17 protein-coding genes and 3 pseudogenes are annotated in these 17,434 nt (G+C 35.9%); 15 read left to right on the forward strand and 5 right to left on the reverse strand.

Going from position 1 to position 17,434, the window contains the following annotated elements; genetic code table 11:
* Nucleotides 1–967 precede the first annotated feature (967 nt).
* The 8 genes and pseudogenes from ACFRAK_RS15015 to ACFRAK_RS15050 all read left to right on the forward strand — a co-directional run.
* A pseudogene (locus ACFRAK_RS15015) lies at nt 968–1,123 on the forward strand (Glu/Leu/Phe/Val dehydrogenase dimerization domain-containing protein); the annotation flags it as partial.
* Nucleotides 1,124–1,725: 602 nt separating this feature from the next.
* A complete protein-coding gene (locus ACFRAK_RS15020; protein WP_387704644.1) occupies nt 1,726–2,514 on the forward strand; it encodes an IclR family transcriptional regulator in 789 nt (262 codons plus the stop codon).
* A 223-nt stretch (nt 2,515–2,737) separates the two neighbouring features.
* Nucleotides 2,738–4,081 carry a GntT/GntP/DsdX family permease gene (locus tag ACFRAK_RS15025; RefSeq protein WP_387704646.1) on the forward strand — a complete coding sequence of 448 codons (1,344 nt, stop codon included), beginning with the start codon at nt 2,738–2,740 and terminating at the stop codon, nt 4,079–4,081.
* Nucleotides 4,082–4,110: 29 nt separating this feature from the next.
* Nucleotides 4,111–5,199, forward strand: a complete 1,089-nt coding sequence (locus tag ACFRAK_RS15030; RefSeq protein ID WP_387704648.1) for an alanine racemase — start codon at nt 4,111–4,113, stop codon at nt 5,197–5,199.
* A gap of 14 nt (nt 5,200–5,213) precedes the next feature.
* On the forward strand, nt 5,214–6,836 hold the full coding sequence (locus tag ACFRAK_RS15035; RefSeq protein WP_387704650.1) for an N-acyl-D-amino-acid deacylase family protein: 1,623 nt from the start codon (nt 5,214–5,216) through the stop codon (nt 6,834–6,836).
* A 23-nt stretch (nt 6,837–6,859) separates the two neighbouring features.
* Nucleotides 6,860–7,321 (forward strand): RidA family protein, encoded by a 462-nt coding sequence (locus ACFRAK_RS15040; protein WP_387704652.1) that lies wholly within the window; start codon nt 6,860–6,862, stop codon nt 7,319–7,321.
* A gap of 54 nt (nt 7,322–7,375) precedes the next feature.
* Nucleotides 7,376–8,017, forward strand: a complete 642-nt coding sequence (locus tag ACFRAK_RS15045) for a bifunctional 4-hydroxy-2-oxoglutarate aldolase/2-dehydro-3-deoxy-phosphogluconate aldolase (RefSeq protein WP_387704654.1) — start codon at nt 7,376–7,378, stop codon at nt 8,015–8,017.
* Complete coding sequence (locus ACFRAK_RS15050; RefSeq protein ID WP_387704656.1) at nt 8,017–8,964, forward strand: sugar kinase; 948 nt, start codon at nt 8,017–8,019, stop codon at nt 8,962–8,964. Before ACFRAK_RS15045 ends, ACFRAK_RS15050 begins: the two co-directional genes overlap by 1 nt.
* Nucleotides 8,965–9,328: 364 nt before the next feature.
* Here ACFRAK_RS15050 and ACFRAK_RS15055 read toward each other — a convergent pair.
* Together ACFRAK_RS15055 and ACFRAK_RS15060 are read right to left on the reverse strand one after the other, a co-directional pair.
* Nucleotides 9,329–9,507, reverse strand: a pseudogene (locus ACFRAK_RS15055) (DDE-type integrase/transposase/recombinase); the annotation flags it as partial.
* A 95-nt stretch (nt 9,508–9,602) separates the two neighbouring features.
* Nucleotides 9,603–10,436, reverse strand: coding sequence for a glycerophosphodiester phosphodiesterase (locus tag ACFRAK_RS15060; RefSeq protein ID WP_387704658.1), 834 nt, complete (start codon nt 10,434–10,436; stop codon nt 9,603–9,605).
* A 422-nt stretch (nt 10,437–10,858) separates the two neighbouring features.
* Between ACFRAK_RS15060 and ACFRAK_RS15065 the strand changes: the two genes are divergently transcribed.
* The 4 genes and pseudogenes from ACFRAK_RS15065 (at nt 10,859) to ACFRAK_RS15080 (ending at nt 12,559) form a co-directional block, all read left to right on the forward strand.
* On the forward strand, nt 10,859–11,059 hold the full coding sequence (locus ACFRAK_RS15065; protein ID WP_387704660.1) for a helix-turn-helix domain-containing protein: 201 nt from the start codon (nt 10,859–10,861) through the stop codon (nt 11,057–11,059).
* Between the two features lie 364 nt (nt 11,060–11,423).
* A complete protein-coding gene (locus tag ACFRAK_RS15070; protein WP_387704669.1) occupies nt 11,424–11,645 on the forward strand; it encodes a hypothetical protein in 222 nt (73 codons plus the stop codon).
* A gap of 105 nt (nt 11,646–11,750) precedes the next feature.
* Nucleotides 11,751–11,848 (forward strand): annotated as a pseudogene (locus tag ACFRAK_RS15075) (DUF4822 domain-containing protein); the annotation flags it as partial.
* Nucleotides 11,849–12,106: 258 nt separating this feature from the next.
* Complete coding sequence (locus ACFRAK_RS15080) at nt 12,107–12,559, forward strand: nucleoside deaminase (protein WP_377413913.1); 453 nt, start codon at nt 12,107–12,109, stop codon at nt 12,557–12,559.
* Nucleotides 12,560–13,134: 575 nt separating this feature from the next.
* Here ACFRAK_RS15080 and ACFRAK_RS15085 read toward each other — a convergent pair.
* The 3 genes from ACFRAK_RS15085 to ACFRAK_RS15095 form a co-directional block, all read right to left on the reverse strand.
* On the reverse strand, nt 13,135–13,581 hold the full coding sequence (locus tag ACFRAK_RS15085) for a DUF5946 family protein (RefSeq protein ID WP_387704663.1): 447 nt from the start codon (nt 13,579–13,581) through the stop codon (nt 13,135–13,137).
* Between the two features lie 590 nt (nt 13,582–14,171).
* Nucleotides 14,172–14,630 carry a BclA C-terminal domain-containing protein gene (locus ACFRAK_RS15090; RefSeq protein WP_394571998.1) on the reverse strand — a complete coding sequence of 153 codons (459 nt, stop codon included), beginning with the start codon at nt 14,628–14,630 and terminating at the stop codon, nt 14,172–14,174.
* Between the two features lie 1,447 nt (nt 14,631–16,077).
* Nucleotides 16,078–16,260, reverse strand: a complete 183-nt coding sequence (locus tag ACFRAK_RS15095) for a YolD-like family protein (protein ID WP_387706766.1) — start codon at nt 16,258–16,260, stop codon at nt 16,078–16,080.
* Between the two features lie 202 nt (nt 16,261–16,462).
* Here ACFRAK_RS15095 and ACFRAK_RS15100 point away from each other — a divergent pair, with 202 nt between their 5' ends.
* The 3 genes from ACFRAK_RS15100 to ACFRAK_RS15110 all read left to right on the forward strand — a co-directional run bounded on the left by ACFRAK_RS15100 (nt 16,463) and on the right by ACFRAK_RS15110 (nt 17,277).
* Nucleotides 16,463–16,765: a hypothetical protein gene (locus tag ACFRAK_RS15100; RefSeq protein WP_387706768.1), complete on the forward strand. Its 303-nt coding sequence runs from the start codon at nt 16,463–16,465 to the stop codon at nt 16,763–16,765.
* A gap of 15 nt (nt 16,766–16,780) precedes the next feature.
* A complete protein-coding gene (locus ACFRAK_RS15105) occupies nt 16,781–16,903 on the forward strand; it encodes a hypothetical protein (protein ID WP_387706770.1) in 123 nt (40 codons plus the stop codon).
* 212 nt (nt 16,904–17,115) lie between these two features.
* Nucleotides 17,116–17,277, forward strand: coding sequence for a hypothetical protein (locus ACFRAK_RS15110; protein WP_252270616.1), 162 nt, complete (start codon nt 17,116–17,118; stop codon nt 17,275–17,277).
* Nucleotides 17,278–17,434 lie beyond the last annotated feature (157 nt).

Below are 17,434 nucleotides of genomic sequence, written 5' to 3' on the forward strand. Positions count from 1 at the left end.
CTTTATTTCATTAAAGTTGGACGCTTTTTCGCTTTAATTGGAAGGAAGAATCAACCCCGAAGTGGCAGGCTAAAAAATAAGTGAATTCATTATAATCAAAGCAAGGAAGTACATTCATCTAATTAAAGCAATTGTTTATTTTTATAGCTGCATTTTCACAATTATTACTTGTTCACGTTATATACGTTACGAGCTCACTGGTCGCTTAAAATGATAAAATCATCATTTGCCACAATTCAATTAGTTGAATAAACATATATTTTCATGTTTCTATACTTTATAAAAAGCTCCAGGGGCTCAATCGTAATTCTTTTTAAATACCTTGTGAAAATAAGGATTGGTACCAAGCCGCAGCTTTCGGTTCAAGAGAGAGGGATGGTAAACAAATCATCTTTGCGTAAAATCTCTGTTTTACACATAAGTGGACAGGAATTAATGTTTAGTATCTAAAGTTTCTTTGAGCGTTTCCTTTTTGTTCATAAGTAATATCGGTTGACTTTATTTAAAGGGGTTCGAAAGAGCAGGAAAAGTTTTAGCAGGTACGGCGCTTGAAGTGATGAAAAATCCAGAACTTCTTGAGAAATGTAAACGTGAGCTAAAAGAATAACTTGGCGAAGAAGCCTACATTTGTCCAATACCAAAAGATGTAGATCCGTCTCTACTAAGATAAAGAATTTGCAATGTAACAAACACCCTGTGATATAGTTGCATTCCACGGATTCTGGGGTGTTTTTGGCATCCTTATCTATCACTACCATAGAGAAAGATAAAAAGAAGAAGGATTGTTAGGTAAATAAACGCATGATATGGTGATTCGATTTGCATCGCCATTTGTGATTTCATAAGAAGATTTTGATTGAGAGGGTATTAAAAGATAAAGAAACGACAACAAGAGGTATGATTGGAAATTTTTATTCTACAATGGGGTGGTATAATGTCTGCTAAGAGGACAATGTATTCAAGTTAAAAAGAGCCTATTCGAATGCTGACGGTTCGTATCCCTGTCAAAATGGATGACGGTTCTGTTAAAATCTTTACGGGCTATCGTCCCCAACATAATGATGCAGTAGGCCCTACAAAAGGGGGCGTGCTTTTCCATCCGGAAGTGAGCGAAGAAGAGGTAAATCATTCTCCATTTGAATGAGAAAAGAGCTAGATGTGCCTATCTATCCTATTTCGACTGCTTTGCCAGAGGTGATTGAGAAAATCAGGGAGCTTATAATGCTAATCGCTTAAACCGCCTTCTCGGTTCCGGCTGTTTCAGTGACTACTATCTGCCAATAGGAAAGGTACTACTCGGCAAAGGATTTACAGAACCAACTTTAATCAAAATAGCTTACTCTTTCCAAGAAGGAACTCGCCATCGGAAAGATCCGATACTGAAATCTTCATACAAAGGAGAGCTAATTAATTAAAGTTTATGATTGGCTCTCCATTTGTACACTTAAATAAAAATAACTGAGGGTCAGGAGCTCCCTGTGAATCAAAATAAATTTAACATGGTTTGTATGAGGGAAAACAAGGACTTACGAGGTTTACGTTCTTTAATTCCACATGTAGCAAAATTAGGTTAGAGCCTATTCGATGTTTTCCTGATCTTTTGAATATCCTAATGGAATTTTGTAGAATTTTTATTGACAAATGTATTTTAAAAAGTGTACCCTAAATACAAATAAATAAATTTCCGAACAGTGTTTGTATATGTGAACAAGGGAGGTGTAAGTTATGAGCAATGTAAAATTAAATAAATCAGCATCACGAGTTATGGATATATTGGTTTTGTTGTCCAGAGAGGATCAACCATTAACTGTATCAGAAATTAGTCGTGAATTAAATGTCCCTAAGAGCAGTACTTTTGAAATTTTAACTACGATGGTTGAAAAAGGTTTTCTTCAAGTCGATGATCACTTAAAGATCTATAAATTAGGTTTGAAATTATTCGAAGTGGGTGCGGCCTATCTGTATAATACAGATTTGCATAAAGAGGCTAGACCCTACCTGGAAACATTGATGACCAAAACGGGTGAAACGGCATTTTTAGCCATTGAGTCTGATGGTGAAGTTGTTTATTTAGACAAAGTGGAAGCTCCTTCCTCTATTAGAACTACTGCAACGTTAGGGAATCGTAATCCCATGTATAGAACCGGCTTAGGTAAGGCTATCTTAGCGGGATATTCTAATGACAAAGTAAGAGAATTAATGGGCAATACGGAATTTATCCAAAGAACATCAAATAGTATTACAAGTTATAATAGTCTTATTGAAAACTTGAATCAAATTCGCCAAAGAGGCTATTCCATTGATGATAGAGAAAACGAAGAAGATGTTTTTTGTATAGCTGCACCTGTTTATGATGAATCCAACCGTCCAGTTGCCGCAATCAGTGTTGCCGGGTTGGCGACAAGGATGAAGGATGATGAAAAGGATAAATATTCCGAATTTTTAGTTGAGGCAGCTTTAGGGATTTCAAAGCGACTTGGATATAGAAACGATCGACTTTTCATTAATAATTAATAGAGAAGTCGAGATTTTTTTAAACATAATACCGAACAATGTTCGCATATGTGAACGAATTATATTGTATTAACATATCGAGGAAGGCAAAGTCAATATGTTTTCGCATCAAATACATAGAATGTGCAATCGTTAAATGAAAGCGTTATCCGGTACCTCAATGCCTATTATCACTAGCTTAATCTGAAGTTGACGAAATATATGAAATAAAGGAGACGTAACTATGTCATCATCAACTCTTATTCTACTATTTGTCCTAGCAATTGTTGTTCTACTCTATTTAGTAATGGTAAAAAAGATGCAGCCTTTCCTCGTGCTATTGATTGTTAGTGTACTTCTTGGATTATTTGCAGGTGTTGACCCAATTAAAGTGGTCGAATCTGTACAAAAAGGAATGGGTGAAACCCTGGCTCAAATCTCAATAATTATCGGTCTTGGTGCGATGTTCGGTGAAATATTGAATGTATCTGGGGGAGCGGAACGAATCGCTTCAACGTTAATTGATAAGTTTGGAGAAAAAAGACTGAATTGGGCGTTCGTTTTATCAGGTTTTCTCGTGGGGATTCCAGTCTTTTTCACGGTAGGATTTGTAGTACTTATTCCTTTATTGTATTCGGTTGTTAGACGAACCAATAAACCTATATTGTATTTTGGACTCCCACTTTTATCCGGCTTAGCAGTGACTCAAAGCTTTTTCCCTCCACATCCGGGACCAGTGTCGACGATTGCCATATTAGGAGCTGATACAGGTTGGGTAATACTATTCGGATTTCTAACTGGGTTGCCTGCTGCTATTGTTGCTGGGGTGTTTTATGGTAGGTTTATTTCAAAAAAAATCCCAGTTTTACTTCCTGAAAATGTTGAAATACCTAAATTTGATAACAATAAAGAATTGCCAGGATTTTGGTTGATAATCATTCTTGTTTTGCTTCCTCTTGTTTTAATGTTGTCAGGTACCTTTGCCGATCTATTCTTTGCTGAGGATAGCGGTGGATACGTCGCATTACAATTTCTTGGAAGCCCAATTATTGTCTTGACGATTGCAGTATTATTGACACTATATGTACTTGGAAAGAAAAGAGGATTTTCAAATACTGATCTCCAATCGATTACTACAAAAGCATTTGAACCAATCGGAGGAATATTATTAATTATCGGTGCTGGTGGTATTTTTAAACAGATACTCATTGATACAGGTACAAGTAAGATTATAGGAGATGTAATGTCGGATTTTGGTGGAGGTTCGCTTATCATCACTGCTTTTCTAATTTCTGCTGCTATTAGAGTTGCTTTAGGTTCTGCAACAGTTACCATGGTCACAACGTCAAGTTTAATGTTGCCAGCCATTCAACAAATAGACTTATCTCAACCTATGTTAGCATTAATCGTGGTTACAATTGCCTCTGGTGCAACAGTATTATCTCACTTCAACGATGGAGCATTCTGGATGGTGGGTAAATACTTTGGATTGACAGAAAAGCAAACATTAATGTCATGGACTGTAACAGAAACTATAATTGGTTGTGTTGGATTTGTTTTATGTTTTATTATTAGCTTTTTTGTCTGAAAATTCCGGGTATTATAGGGGGACTTACAGTGGATACACCAACAATAATTATTGATCGGTCTAAACTTATGAATAATATTAAGAAAATGGCTGATGTATCGAGTAGTAATAAAGTTAGCTTACGGCCTCATATCAAAACACATAAAATTCCTTACATAGCAAAAGAGCAACTCAATGCCGGAGCGGTAGGAATTACGGTGGCAAAAGTATCAGAGGCTGAGGTAATGGCTGATTATGGAATTAATGATATATTTATCGCCTATCCTTTAGTAACTGAAAAAAAGATTATAAAAGCTATTGAATTAAGTAAGCGTATTCGACTTATTGTAGCGATAGATAGTTTACAAGGAGCGATCTTGTTATCGAAGTTTGCCTCTCAGTCAAATATTAAATTAGAAGTTCGATTAGAGGTTGATACGGGTTTACGTAGAACTGGTGTTATATATAATGAGGCACTGGAACTTGCAAAAAAAATTATAGTCCTTCCCAATCTTCAATTAACAGGGATTTATACGTTTAGAGGACCGGTGTTAAATGGAAAAACGACCCTTCGGCTTAAAGAAGCTGGCATAGAGGAAGGCCAAGTAATGGTGAACTTAGCAAAACAAATGAGACATGAAGGCATCGATATTCGTGACGTAAGTGTAGGATCTACTCCTACATCTGAATTTGCGGCAGAGGTCACCGGTGTCACAGAAATTAGACCGGGGACCTACATCTTTTATGATGCAATGCAGGAAAAGTACGGATGCTGTGCCGAGGAAGAATGTGCAGCAACTGTTCATGTAACGGTTGTAAGCAGGCCGTCTCACGATTTAGCGATTATTGATGGGGGAAGTAAAACATTTGCAACAGATGTGCAGCCTAATCAGCCTCCTTTACTCTTAAAAGGATTTGGCAAAGTTGTTGGACATCCTAATGTCACTCTTGAAAGGGTGACAGAAGAACACGGAATGCTTCACATCGAAGGAGATGCGAATTTACGCGTAGGTGATGTGCTTCAGGTTATCCCTAATCATATTTGTAGTACTGTCAATCTCCATAATGAAGTGTCAATTATAGATCAATTTGGTGATTGTGAAAGATACGCTGTTTTGGCACGTGGCAAATTACAATAAAGGGAGAGAGATAAATGCTTGATCTTGTGATTAAAAATGGCCGTATCGTAGATGGAACCGGAAATCCATGGTTTTTTGGAAGTGTGGGTGTAAAAGATGGTATCATCACACATGTTGGAACTGTAGATGTAGAAAGTAAGGACGTAATTGATGCGAAAGGCCAGATTGTTACCCCTGGATTCATTGATGGGCATTCTCATTCGGACTTGCTAGTGCTTAAAGATTCCAATTACGATATTAAGTTGCAACAAGGAGTAACTACAGAGGTTGTAGGAAATTGTGGGTTAGCTCCAGCTCCATTTATAAAAAAACGCGAAAAGCTGTTGAAAGAGTATATTGAGCCGGTAATTGGAGATACTCCGTGGTCATGGCCATGGGAAACAGTAGAAGAATATATTGACGTATTGTCAAAAGCAAATCTTTCAGAAAATGTGTCTACCTATGTAGCACATGGTGCCTTACGTATTGCTGTCATGGGGTTTGATAACAGACCAGCCGCAAAAAAAGAAATGGAAGCGATGAAATATTTGCTTGAGGAGGGGATGAAAGCAGGTGCAATCGGTTTATCGATCGGTTTACTCTATTCTCCGGGGAGATATGCTGCTAAAGAGGAGATAGTAGAGTTATGTAGTGTTTTACCTAAATACAATGGACTACTGTCCACACATATTCGTGGAGAAGGGAATAACTTAATTCCTTCAGTCAAGGAAGTCATTTGGATTGCGGAGAAAAGTGGAGTTTCTTTACATGTTAGTCACCTTAAAGCTGCTGGTAAACGAAACTGGGGTGATGTCATGAAGGCTATTGATCTTATTGAAGATGCACGTGCAAGAGGTATGGATATAACTTGTGATGTTTATCCATATGATGCCGGTTCAACTACACTTACAACCTTACTTCCACCATGGTCGCTTGAAGGTGGTATTTCTGACTGTTTAGAGCGCATTCGTAATGCTTCTACTCGTGAACAAATTAAAAAAGAAGTAAGTGAGGAACAAAAAGATTGGGATAACTTAGTCGTATCGACAGGTTGGCAGAATGTGATTGTTTCATCTCTTTCTATTAATAAACAATTTGAGGGACGCAGCATCTTAGATATTAGTAAGGAATTAGGAAAAGATTCAATTGATACAGCCCTTGATTTGCTTCTTGAAGAAAGTGGGAATATCGGGATTGTTTATTACCATATGTCGAGTTCAGATGTGGAGCAAGTCATTAAGTGGGATAAATCACTCATTATATCTGATAGTTTAGGTTGTGAAACCGGTAAACCCCACCCACGTACATTTGGAACATTTCCAAGGCTTTTTGCTAAATATGTACGCGAAGACAAGATATTATCATTGGAAGAAGCTGTCCGAAAGGTAACCTCATTTCCTGTGCAACGATTCTCATTAGGAAAAAGAGGGTTACTTTCTCCGGGCTATCAGGCAGATCTCACAGTTTTTGACTACAAAAAAATAAAAGATATATCAAACTATCAGGATCCAATACAATATCCTGAGGGAATTTCTTACGTTATTGTAAATGGAATCAAAACAATTGATCATAAAAGGAATCTTTTTTCATCAAACGGTCAAATGGTTCGATCCACTCGAACGCGACTGTTAGATTCATGTTCATGTTGTAAACATTAAATTAATAAAGAGGAGATACGATTATGACAAACATTGAAAAAAAACTTAAAGAACTAGGAATTGAATTAGGAAAAGCTCCATCACCTGCGGCTGTATACGTTCCAGCAAAAACCGTTGGAAATCTTGTATACACTTCTGGTGCAGATTGCCGAATCAATGGAAAGTTAATGTATCAGGGCAAGGTAGGAAGTGATCTTACTGTTGAACAGGGGTATGAAGCTTCACGTCAAGTTATGATTAATCTCTTGGCTGTACTAAAAGAACATATTGGGGATCTTAATCGGATTAAGCAAGTTGTAAAGTTGTTAGCTTTTGTTAACTCTGCTAATGGTTTTGTTGAACAACCATATGTAATTAATGGGGCTTCAGAATTATTAGAAGAAGTATTTGGTGAAAAAGGAAAACACGCACGTTCTGCTATTTCATCTAATGAATTGCCATTTAATACTCCAGTTGAAATTGAAATGATTGTTGAGATTGAATAATGGTAGTTAGTGAGTGTACCAAATTACATTTATTGAAATGTTGGGAGTGTTTGAATGTCTATACTAGAAGCGTTAAATAAGGAAAAAATAATTGCGATTCTTCGCAATGTTTCTGAAAAAAAACTTGATGAAACAGCAGATGCATTGAACCGAGGTGGCATTAAGCTAATTGAAGTTACAATGAACAGTGAGGGGGCATTACAAGCTATCAACCGCTGGAAGAGCCTATTTAGTAATAAAATGATAATCGGCGCAGGAACCGTTTTAAATTTACAAATGGCTAAAGAAGCGATTTCTGCAGGGGCGGATTTCTTAATTACTCCTAATCTAGATGAGGAGGTTGTTTCTTACAGTATCGATCAAGGAGTTGTTATTTGGCCGGGAGTGATGACTCCCACTGAAATGGTCCGGGCTTGGGAAGCCGGAGCAGAAGCTGTTAAATTATTCCCTGCTGGACTGCTTGGCATCGATTATATCAAGGATGTTAAAGGTCCACTAGACTCTATTCCGATTATTGCAACGGGTGGAGTCAATCTTCAAAATATTAAAACTTTCCTTGAAGCTGGTGTTCTTGGTGTTGGTCTTGGCAGTAGCCTAGTAGATAAAAAGTTGATTGAAGAGAATCGTTTTGATGACTTGACCAACCTTGCTAGAAAATACGTAACAGCAGTAAATCAAGAAAGTAGTAGATTATAATGGATGTAGTAACAATTGGAGAAACGATGCTCCTTTTTCAACCATTAGAGGAAAAGCCATTAATGTATTCATCTTTGTATTCAAAAACCATCGGAGGAGCAGAATCGAATGTAGCAATAGGCCTTACCCGTCTTGGAAAGCAAGCACGTTGGATTGGGTGTTTAGGCAAAGATCCATTTGGCGATGTGATCAAGGCTACACTAGCTGGGGAAAATGTTGATATCTCAAAAGTAGAACGAGATGAGATCAACCCCACTTCCATATATTTTAAGGAAATTTATAAAGTAGGAGAACCATGTGTCTACTATTATAGGAAAGGTTCTCCTTCAAGTAAGTGGGGGCCGGAACATGTTCAAGAACATTGGTTCGTAGATGCTGGTCATTTGCACATGACCGGTATAACTCCAGCTCTTGGAGAGAAAACGTTAGATTTTACTATTGCGTGTATGAGAATGGCAAAATCTTTAGGGTTAACAGTCTCTTTTGATCCGAATATGCGTTTTAAATTATGGAATGAAGAAAAGGCTAAAAAAGCGCTTGTAGAATTAATTTCTTTGTGTGATATATTTATGCCGGGAATAGACGAGGCAGAGTTTTTACTTGGAAAGGGAAACCCTGAAAATTTAGCAAGAAAAGCTCTTCAGCTTGGACCGCAAGTTGTAGCAATGAAACTCGGTTCTGAAGGCTCACTTGGTATGTTAAAGGATGGTACAACAGTTAAAGTATCAGGGGAAAAAGTAGAAAAAGTAGTTGATACAGTTGGTGCAGGGGATGCTTATGCAGCTGGATTTCTTTCTATTGGCGTAGACGGATTGGATGCTAATAATCTTGAAAAGGCACTTGAACGAGGTAATAAGATGGGGGCATATATTATTCAAGGAAAAGGCGATTGGGAAAGCCTTCCCTCATTAGCGCAAATGGAAGGCATAGAAATAAAAGTTCGATAATATTGTTTCGTTTTCTGAGGGGCTTCTAGAAAAGGGCTTGGTGCAAGAAATCAATGAAACTTGACATACTGATATTCCATGGATGCGACGACTGTGGACGTTTTTGTGACAAGATAGAACTAGAAATATAGAAATCTTGGTTGGTTCCATAAATAAAAAAATCCCGATTTTGAAATAGATTCATCAAAATCGGGATTTTTATTCACTTATAGGGGTAGCGTCATGGGTCCTACCAGCAAAACGCGGAAAACATACACTAAGGAAAATATTGTAGAAAGCAATGGTTATTAGCTGTGAATCTGGTTCTGGTGCAAATACTTGAAGAAAATATAAAAAAGCGAAAGATTTCTAGTGACCCCTGGTCTTAAGGAACTAGTCCAAACAATTGATGGATGAATTCTTTTTGATTTTGGACAGACTTCTCCCTTTGGAGAGTTGTCCTTTTTTGATCATGTGCATTGCCTCTATTCCCGCAATAATTCGTTTGGCAGTCCGTAAGGACTTTAATCCAAGCATCGGATGAATTCGTTTTTTAATACGACGTCATCTTAAGCCAACCAATGAAACGTTAAGAAGGTTTCAACCCCAAGATCAATCTCCTGTAGAAATCGACCTTTTTTCTAATAACTATACAAATATTAGTTTCTTGGATCTACATAATCTGGATAATCCGTAATAATAGCGTCAACTCCCATATCTAATAGGAAATCTGCTGCCTCTTGACTACGTACTGTCCATGATCCAATTTTCATATCAAGAGAGTGAACTTGATTCACTAATTCTTTAGTAACAATTCCATAGCTTGGATTAAAATAGTCAGCATAGGTTGAAAATTCCTGTAAGGCTTGTTCTGTTGTGTCAGCTCTTGAAGATGTTAACACACCGATTGGAACTTTAGGAACGAGATCATTCATTTTTTCCATTGATTCATGGTTAAATGATTGGAGAATGATTTTTTCATTTTGTGGTTTATCAAGATTTCGTTCTTTTAATTCTTCAGCTACACTTTCTTCAATCCCAGGATATAGCTCTGGAGCCTTTAATTCTACTAATATTCCAATTTTCCCGTGGTAACGATCAAGAATCTCATCAAATGTTGGGATTTGTTCACCAGCAAATTTCTCATCTTTCCAGCTGCCTGCATCAAGGCTTCTTAGTTCATCAAACGTAAAATCACCAACTTTTCCAGATCCATCCGTCGTTCGATCAACTGTCGTATCATGGATAAGTACTAATTCTCCATCCTTGCTTCTTTGAACATCAATTTCAATATAATCTGCCTTCATTTTTACTGCTTTATCATAAGCAGCAATCGTATTTTCAGGTGCATATGCCGATGCACCACGATGGGCAACATTATCAACCTTTCTTAAGTCTCCTGTTGTTATTGTTTCTGATGCAAAAACTTGACTTAGTGGACTGAATAACATAGTAAACGCTACCCCGGCACCTGCTAATAATTTTTTGTTCATGTCACCATCTCCAATCTAAAATATGTATACAGCTATAATTATAGAAAAGAAATGTTGAAGTAATATGTTTATACTGTAATGGTTTTATATGTTTAATATCCTTTTTAATCAAATGGAGATTTACGGTCAAGATTCCGAAGTAGTAAGGGACCGTTCAAACTTTATTTCAAAGTTACGCATGCCTCGTGTATCTGTCTTTATATACTTTTTCATTAATCCATAAATCCCAGAAGTAATAGCTAAAGAGATTGCGATCCATGGAATTTTGCCATAGTCATAAGTAATTACCATTACTCCTAAACAAGCCATTATCATCGATATAAGAGTGCCTGTTCGTATATTATCTTTTACTATAAGGACGCCTAAAAACAAAGTATAATAGTCATAGAGAATTAAATGATACCGGTAAAAGAACAAACTCTATGACAGGTAGAAGAAAAACAACGTTAGAAGAACGAATTAAAATTGTAAATTATTGTATACAACTTCAGAAAAACTATCTGCTCGCAGCCGAAAGCTATGAAGTTTCTTATCAACAGGTATATCAATGGGTCAAAAAGTTTGAAGCAGATGGTGAAGAAGCACTACAAGATAAACGCGGTCGAAAGAAAGAGGAATATTAATTAACAGATGAAGAAAAGTTTAAGATGGAAATGAAACGTTTAGAGCGAGAAAATGAACCATTACGTGCAGAAAATGCTTTTTAAAAAAAGTTAGAGGAATTTGAAAGGAGGCGTCGTTAACAAGCGTTCGTCTACAAAATAAATATAAAGCGATTCAAGATTTTCATGCCATTGAAAACCTGCTAGTAATCCTTTTATGTGAAATTGCCGGTGTATATCGTGCTGCTTATTATAAATGGCTACAGCGTATGCCAACAGCTAGAGAATTAGAGAATGAAGAAATTCTTCGGAAAATTCAAACCGTTTATGCGCGAGTAGGAGGCATTTATGGGTTTCGAAGAATGAAATTAATTATTAAAATAGGATATATCATAAAAAGATTAATCATAAACGTATTTATGGCTTAATGCACATCGCTGGATTACAGTCCGTGATTCGACGGAAAAGAAAGCGCTATGTTCCTTCACCTGCGCAATATGTCGCTGAAAATAGACTAAATCGCGAATTTACTGCAATCAAGCCCAATGAAAAATGGGTAACAGATGTCACGGAGTTCAAATTAGGAAACGGAAGGAAACGTATTTAAGCGCCAATTTAGATCTTTACGACGGCTCCATTATTAGTTATGTATTGGGACATTCAAACAATAATAAATTGGTATTTCGAGCGTTTTATCAAGCTATTACTATATTATAAAAGAACTGGCAAAGACAAAGATGGTAAAGACATACCGTATTCGTTGAGCATGAATCTTATAAAGGTGATCTTAAACCAAATTTCACTAAATGAAAAACGTCAAACTAGGATTAGCATCTAGTCAAAAAGGGAATGGATTTCTCTGTTCCCCTTTTTGTTTTCCTTTAACAAGAAAAAAAATAATTGGAAATTCTTGGACAACTGAACTTTTTCCTCCGACAATGGTATCCCCAATTTCAAATTTATAGAACTATAGTGTTTATAGGTGAACGATTATTCAGCAAGGCCAATGTTAATGTCTTATAATTACATTAACATTATTTAATTTAAATCATTAATGGAGGTTTTGAAATGGATAAATTCATGGAGCGAGCAGTAGAACTAGCGGTAGAAAATGTTCGTGAGGGTGGACAACCTTTTGGTGCAGTACTTGTGAAAAATAACAACGTTGTAGCTGAAGGTGTTAATGAGCTGCACAAAACTTATGATGTTAGTGGACATGCGGAATTACTGGCTATCCGGCGCACGCAAGAGCAATTACAAACGAATGACCTATCAGGTTATACAATGTATGCAAGTGGGGAGCCTTGTCCAATGTGTCTAACGGCAATGTACTTTGCTGGAATCGAAAAGGTTTTTTATTGTGCTTCAGTTGAGAATGCGGTTGAAGTGGGATTAGGGAAATCTAAAATTATATATGAGGATTTACAAAAAACAAAAGCAGAACGCTCACTTTCGATGATACAAATGCCATTAAATGAAGGGCAAAAAAATCCAATGAAGCTTTGGAAGGAGAGAACGTAGTCTTGGGAAACTGTGGGTTTAATGATTCAGGGAACAAGTTTATATAAGTTTATTGCTTCAGCAAACGGGCGCAATTGTTGAATAAATCCCAATTTCTCATTAATATTACTGAGAGATTGGGATTTTTAATACTGGAGTATCCTTAACGTTGTAAATATGCGTTTTGCTGGTGGTACCCTATGCCCATCAACCCAAGAAAATAGGTCATCCCCAAAACGATAAATTGAGCTTATAAGTTACAAGAAAGTCCAAAATTTCGTTCTGGGGGTACTACAAAACTTTAACTTGATGGCAATGTGACGCTACCCCTGTTTACAGTTAATTCTGTGTAGTTTTCGAATAAGGTTTGAGTAAAAAGGCATAACGATTCCTAATTTGATAACAAACAAAAACACTCCATTTTGAAAAAAGTTTGATCAAAATGGAGTATCTTCTTTAAACAAAGTTATAGTTTTATAAAAAATTTTGATCATTTCAATTACACTTGTTCACGATTGACGGAAACAGTAATCCTTTGATTATTTCATACTTTTACATTTGTAGAGGGATATAATTTTCATTGAACTAATGCCCTATTACTTTAATTCGATTCTTATTTGATCTTTCCACTTATTTATGTTTTCGATTGCATTTTTTTCTTTCCCTATATATATATCATTGATTGTCATGGACCAAAATTTAAATGTACGCTGTCTATCCTTATTAGGTACAGGATTTGTTATTTTATCTATATTGCTAACTAATTCACGGTTTCTCTTTAGAATATAAGCTACTTCCCATTCCTTATCATATGCCTCAGTAAATAATGTAATTAAATATCTATACCCATCTTCTGTATAATTTGATGGATGTTGTATCATATAGCAGGAAACAAGCCAGAAATGTAAAGCATATAATGCTGGATCGTTATGCTCCCAAACAAGCGGAAAACCAAATTGCTCATAACATGAATATCCCTCTATCTCTTTGGCCCCACATTCGACACATCGTCCCAATTCCATTTTTGTATCGTTATTAACCATAATTAATTTTCCTTTCCTAACTTAATTATAACCATATAAATTTTAAGTCTTCACGTTACGTAAATGTCAATTAATTGTGTAATCATGGTTCTTATAATTTTCTACTGTTATTTTTAGCTTTAAAATAAAGTTCGATTAAAACTCATTTAGAATCTTCAATCGAAAAGGAATAAAACGATACATCTTTTTTGCAAACGGTATAACTTTCTTTAAAACGGTACATCTTTTTTATAATCAGTACGACTTTATTTCAAAGCTACATTCTGTATGGGGGCCTATTTTGTGGATGATAATACAAAATCTGTACCTCCTTATTAATTTTAGTTTTCAATATAATGTATTCGGCTGTGAAATTTTTGATTGTCTATGCATATTAGGGCTATTTTTTCTCTCTATAATTCTAGTATCAAAAATCCATCCACCATGTCATTTTCACTCTCCTTTTTCATAAATGTTGTTAAAAACAATAAGAGAAAATGAGAGTCAAATCGATGAAGAAAATTTTTCTTACTAAAAAGCGACCTTGATCATCCATCAACTTCGGAATCACAAGGTCGCTTAGTTTATTTCGCCTTCCATTAACCATTTAGCTAATCAAGTTTCACTATTGTAAATGATGCAGCATTAATTTTTTGTTTACCTATAATCGGTAATAAGGTATCCGTGGATGGACCGATGTTTCTAAGTTGTAATGTTGAATTTTTTTGAATATGAATAATAGCTTGCCCAATGAGCATCAGGCTCGCTCCATCCACTTGTCTTTGTATGCCATAGTTAGTAAGCTGCCCCTTTACTACAGAATCATTTAAAATCAAAGCATATGCTGAAGAAGAAGCAGGACCATCGATTAATAATATATATTCAATCTTATAGTCACCTGATTTACGAATTATTAAGGTGTCACTAGGAGGGGTAAACTTTATATTATTTAATGGACCGTTTTGATTAAATTTTATACTTTCGCCTGATTTGACCATGATGGGTTTGGAACCTATGAGTGTAACGTAGGCATAGGCAGGTGAGGATTTTTCCCAGTTTTGTTCTGACATTATTGTTCACCTACTCACTTATTATTTCTATTATTATGTGTGAGTAGATCAAAAATGATTGTACTACTGTACTACGATTTATATCATTAGGCTAATAGATAGAAATGAACACTCTTTATTTAACATAATATGATTATTAACAGTAAATTTCTATCTTATTTTTAGACGGAGTGAAAAAGAGGTGTTTTATCGGTAAGCTTTCAAATTTCCAAAAGAAAAAAACCTCGTGAGTACGGAGACATTTTCATACTATTAAAAGAGCAGACTCTTAATAAGTTTGCTCTTTTTAAATGTCAATATAGTGTGCAGCAGAAGACCAGCAGCTTCTTGAATTCCATTTAACCTAGACCTAATTTGACGAGTATCTTCTATATATTAATCAATCGTTTGATTAATATAAGCTACCGGATAACTAGTTCGGCATCTATGAAAAAGCGAATGAAACGAAAAAATCGATAAAAGTGATCCTTTTCTTCTCTGAGTAGTAACTGACTAAAGGTAAATATTACGTGAGCTGATTAAAGGAAGCCGATAACATTATACTTATTGATGCCAGAAGAGACATTAAGCCACCTACATCTTCTGCTTAAGCTGATAATCATGTTGATACCTAATCCTCATTGAACGGATGTGAAAGGTTAACAAAACATCAAGAGCTGATCTTTACTAGGTTGGCTCTTTCTTGAATTCTCGATATCTAGTATCAGATGAAACTCTAGTGGCTTCTTCAAATTCCTTAACTGTCATCATTCACTAGAGTTATACTCTTGGATACTGACAAATTCTAGTCATTTTTCGCGAAGTTCTATGCAATTTCGATTAATCTTATTGTAGACTTAGCTAAACTACCCTCTCACGTAGCATACGTTATGCTTCAATCATAATTGCACCGGGCACTATAAGTATCTTATTTTTGTCAGGAGAGTCTATATTGATGAAGTGAAAATTGGAGTTTAAACAATACACATTATAAGAAGTCTGTTAAAAGTAAGATTGAATTATTTGGAGTAACAATAGTTCATAGATGAAATGTAAATTGAGTTTCTATGTTTTTAACAAGTCATATTTGCACCCGAACGGAAGCTTATATGAAAAATGCTGGAAACCAATTCGGGAAAGTGAAGGGCGGTTATGTATCCTATCGTTCTTTTTATGTACGGTAGGATTGGTTTATAAAGATGGAATTAAAAACTTCGCTTCAGCAAATGGAATTCGCTTAAATAGGGGAAGAGATGAAGTTAAATCGAAAAAATAGATTCCTGCCTCAGTGAGTTTGTGGGTTAGATTAACATATGGAAGAATTAGTAAGGATAGATGTTTCCCCATCTGGTCTGATGGGGAAGTCCATATCGGAGGAGATTGACACTTATCTAGCTCTGTAAGCATCAATATAAAGATGGATTTTCTTGAAAGCCTCGATTTTCCTCTAAGGCCGTTTCCAGCTAAGTTAATGTATTTCCTTGATATGAGATAAACGAATGGAGAAGATCTTTTGATTATTATCCTTTATGAACAGGGTTTGTTCATTAAGGTTAAGTTTATACATTTTGCCTTTACACGTTTCTAAAAACCCATCTTTAAAATAAGTGATTGTCATTATCCCATTTTTTTTTAATGATTTTAATATCATCTGATCATCTCCTTCCTGTCAGGCTTTATTAAAGTTACTTTATGCAAGAAATCATTTATTTATGATGAAAGATGCAACAATAGGGAGTATAACATTTATTATACACCAAAAATTGAAAGCGTTTTCAGTAATATTTGAACGTTGTGTGAAAGAATCAATATTTTAAACTCTCATAATGGTCTTAAGCTAAAAGGAAAATTTCTTGATTTTAATGATAGTATTTGTCACGGCTGGTTTGGTCATCATGTATATTTTCACTCTGCGGTCACAGCTGAATGAAGTCGGGACAAATCAAAGCAACTATGTAGAACAGATTCAATCCCTATCATCCATCCAAAACACGGATGCTTTAATGGTGAATCGCGAGTTTCTTGAAAGTTTTTTCACCTATCAAACCACTGCAGAACGATACAATAAGATTGAAAAGTCCATGACCGACCAGGGATACAAGGCGCCCCATCCTTCCGGAACTGAACTTCCGCACTCGGAGGAATCGGTCAAGTAGACGGAATTTAATAAAGTGGCTGCAACCAACACGGTTATCGTTAAAACTTCGCTCGTTTCTGAGAAAGAGCCAGGCTGTAAGGTTGATGATGTCGATTTCACTGGTGGATTAACTGAACATTTAAAAATCTTCATTTAGTTTTCCTATTACATTTATACCTACAATTCAGATTATTAGAGACTGGGTAATTGAATTAGTATGTGAGTGTATTGAACCATTATTATGTAAGTCTTAGCAAATATCCGCCTCGTTTCTACATAAATATGGTATAATTACCGCATGTAACCGGCCGGGTGGGAGGTTGCCCTATCCCTATCTCTTATATCTAAGAGTGAAGGGAGGTGACCGCAATGGATCTTCTAAAAGACGTACTAGTGGAAGTAGCTAAAACAGTTGCCAATTCGACAGTTGTTTATCTATTTAGCTTGCTTCCTGCTAAAAAAGTCCAAAAGAAAACCACCCGTTCTCTGTCCAAAAAGCACGGGCGGCCTTCTAATAAGCGCAAAATTTAGGAGCAACCGACCCACTTTGGATTGGTTACTTAGGCGAGATGTTAGCGCATCTCGTCTTTTTTATATATTCCACATTATAACATAAATATACGAAAAACATAAAAAAGAAACTTAATTTTCAATAGTTCTTCTTTTATTTTTCTCCGGACTATATGAT

This window comes from Peribacillus sp. NPDC056705 (assembly GCF_043656335.1).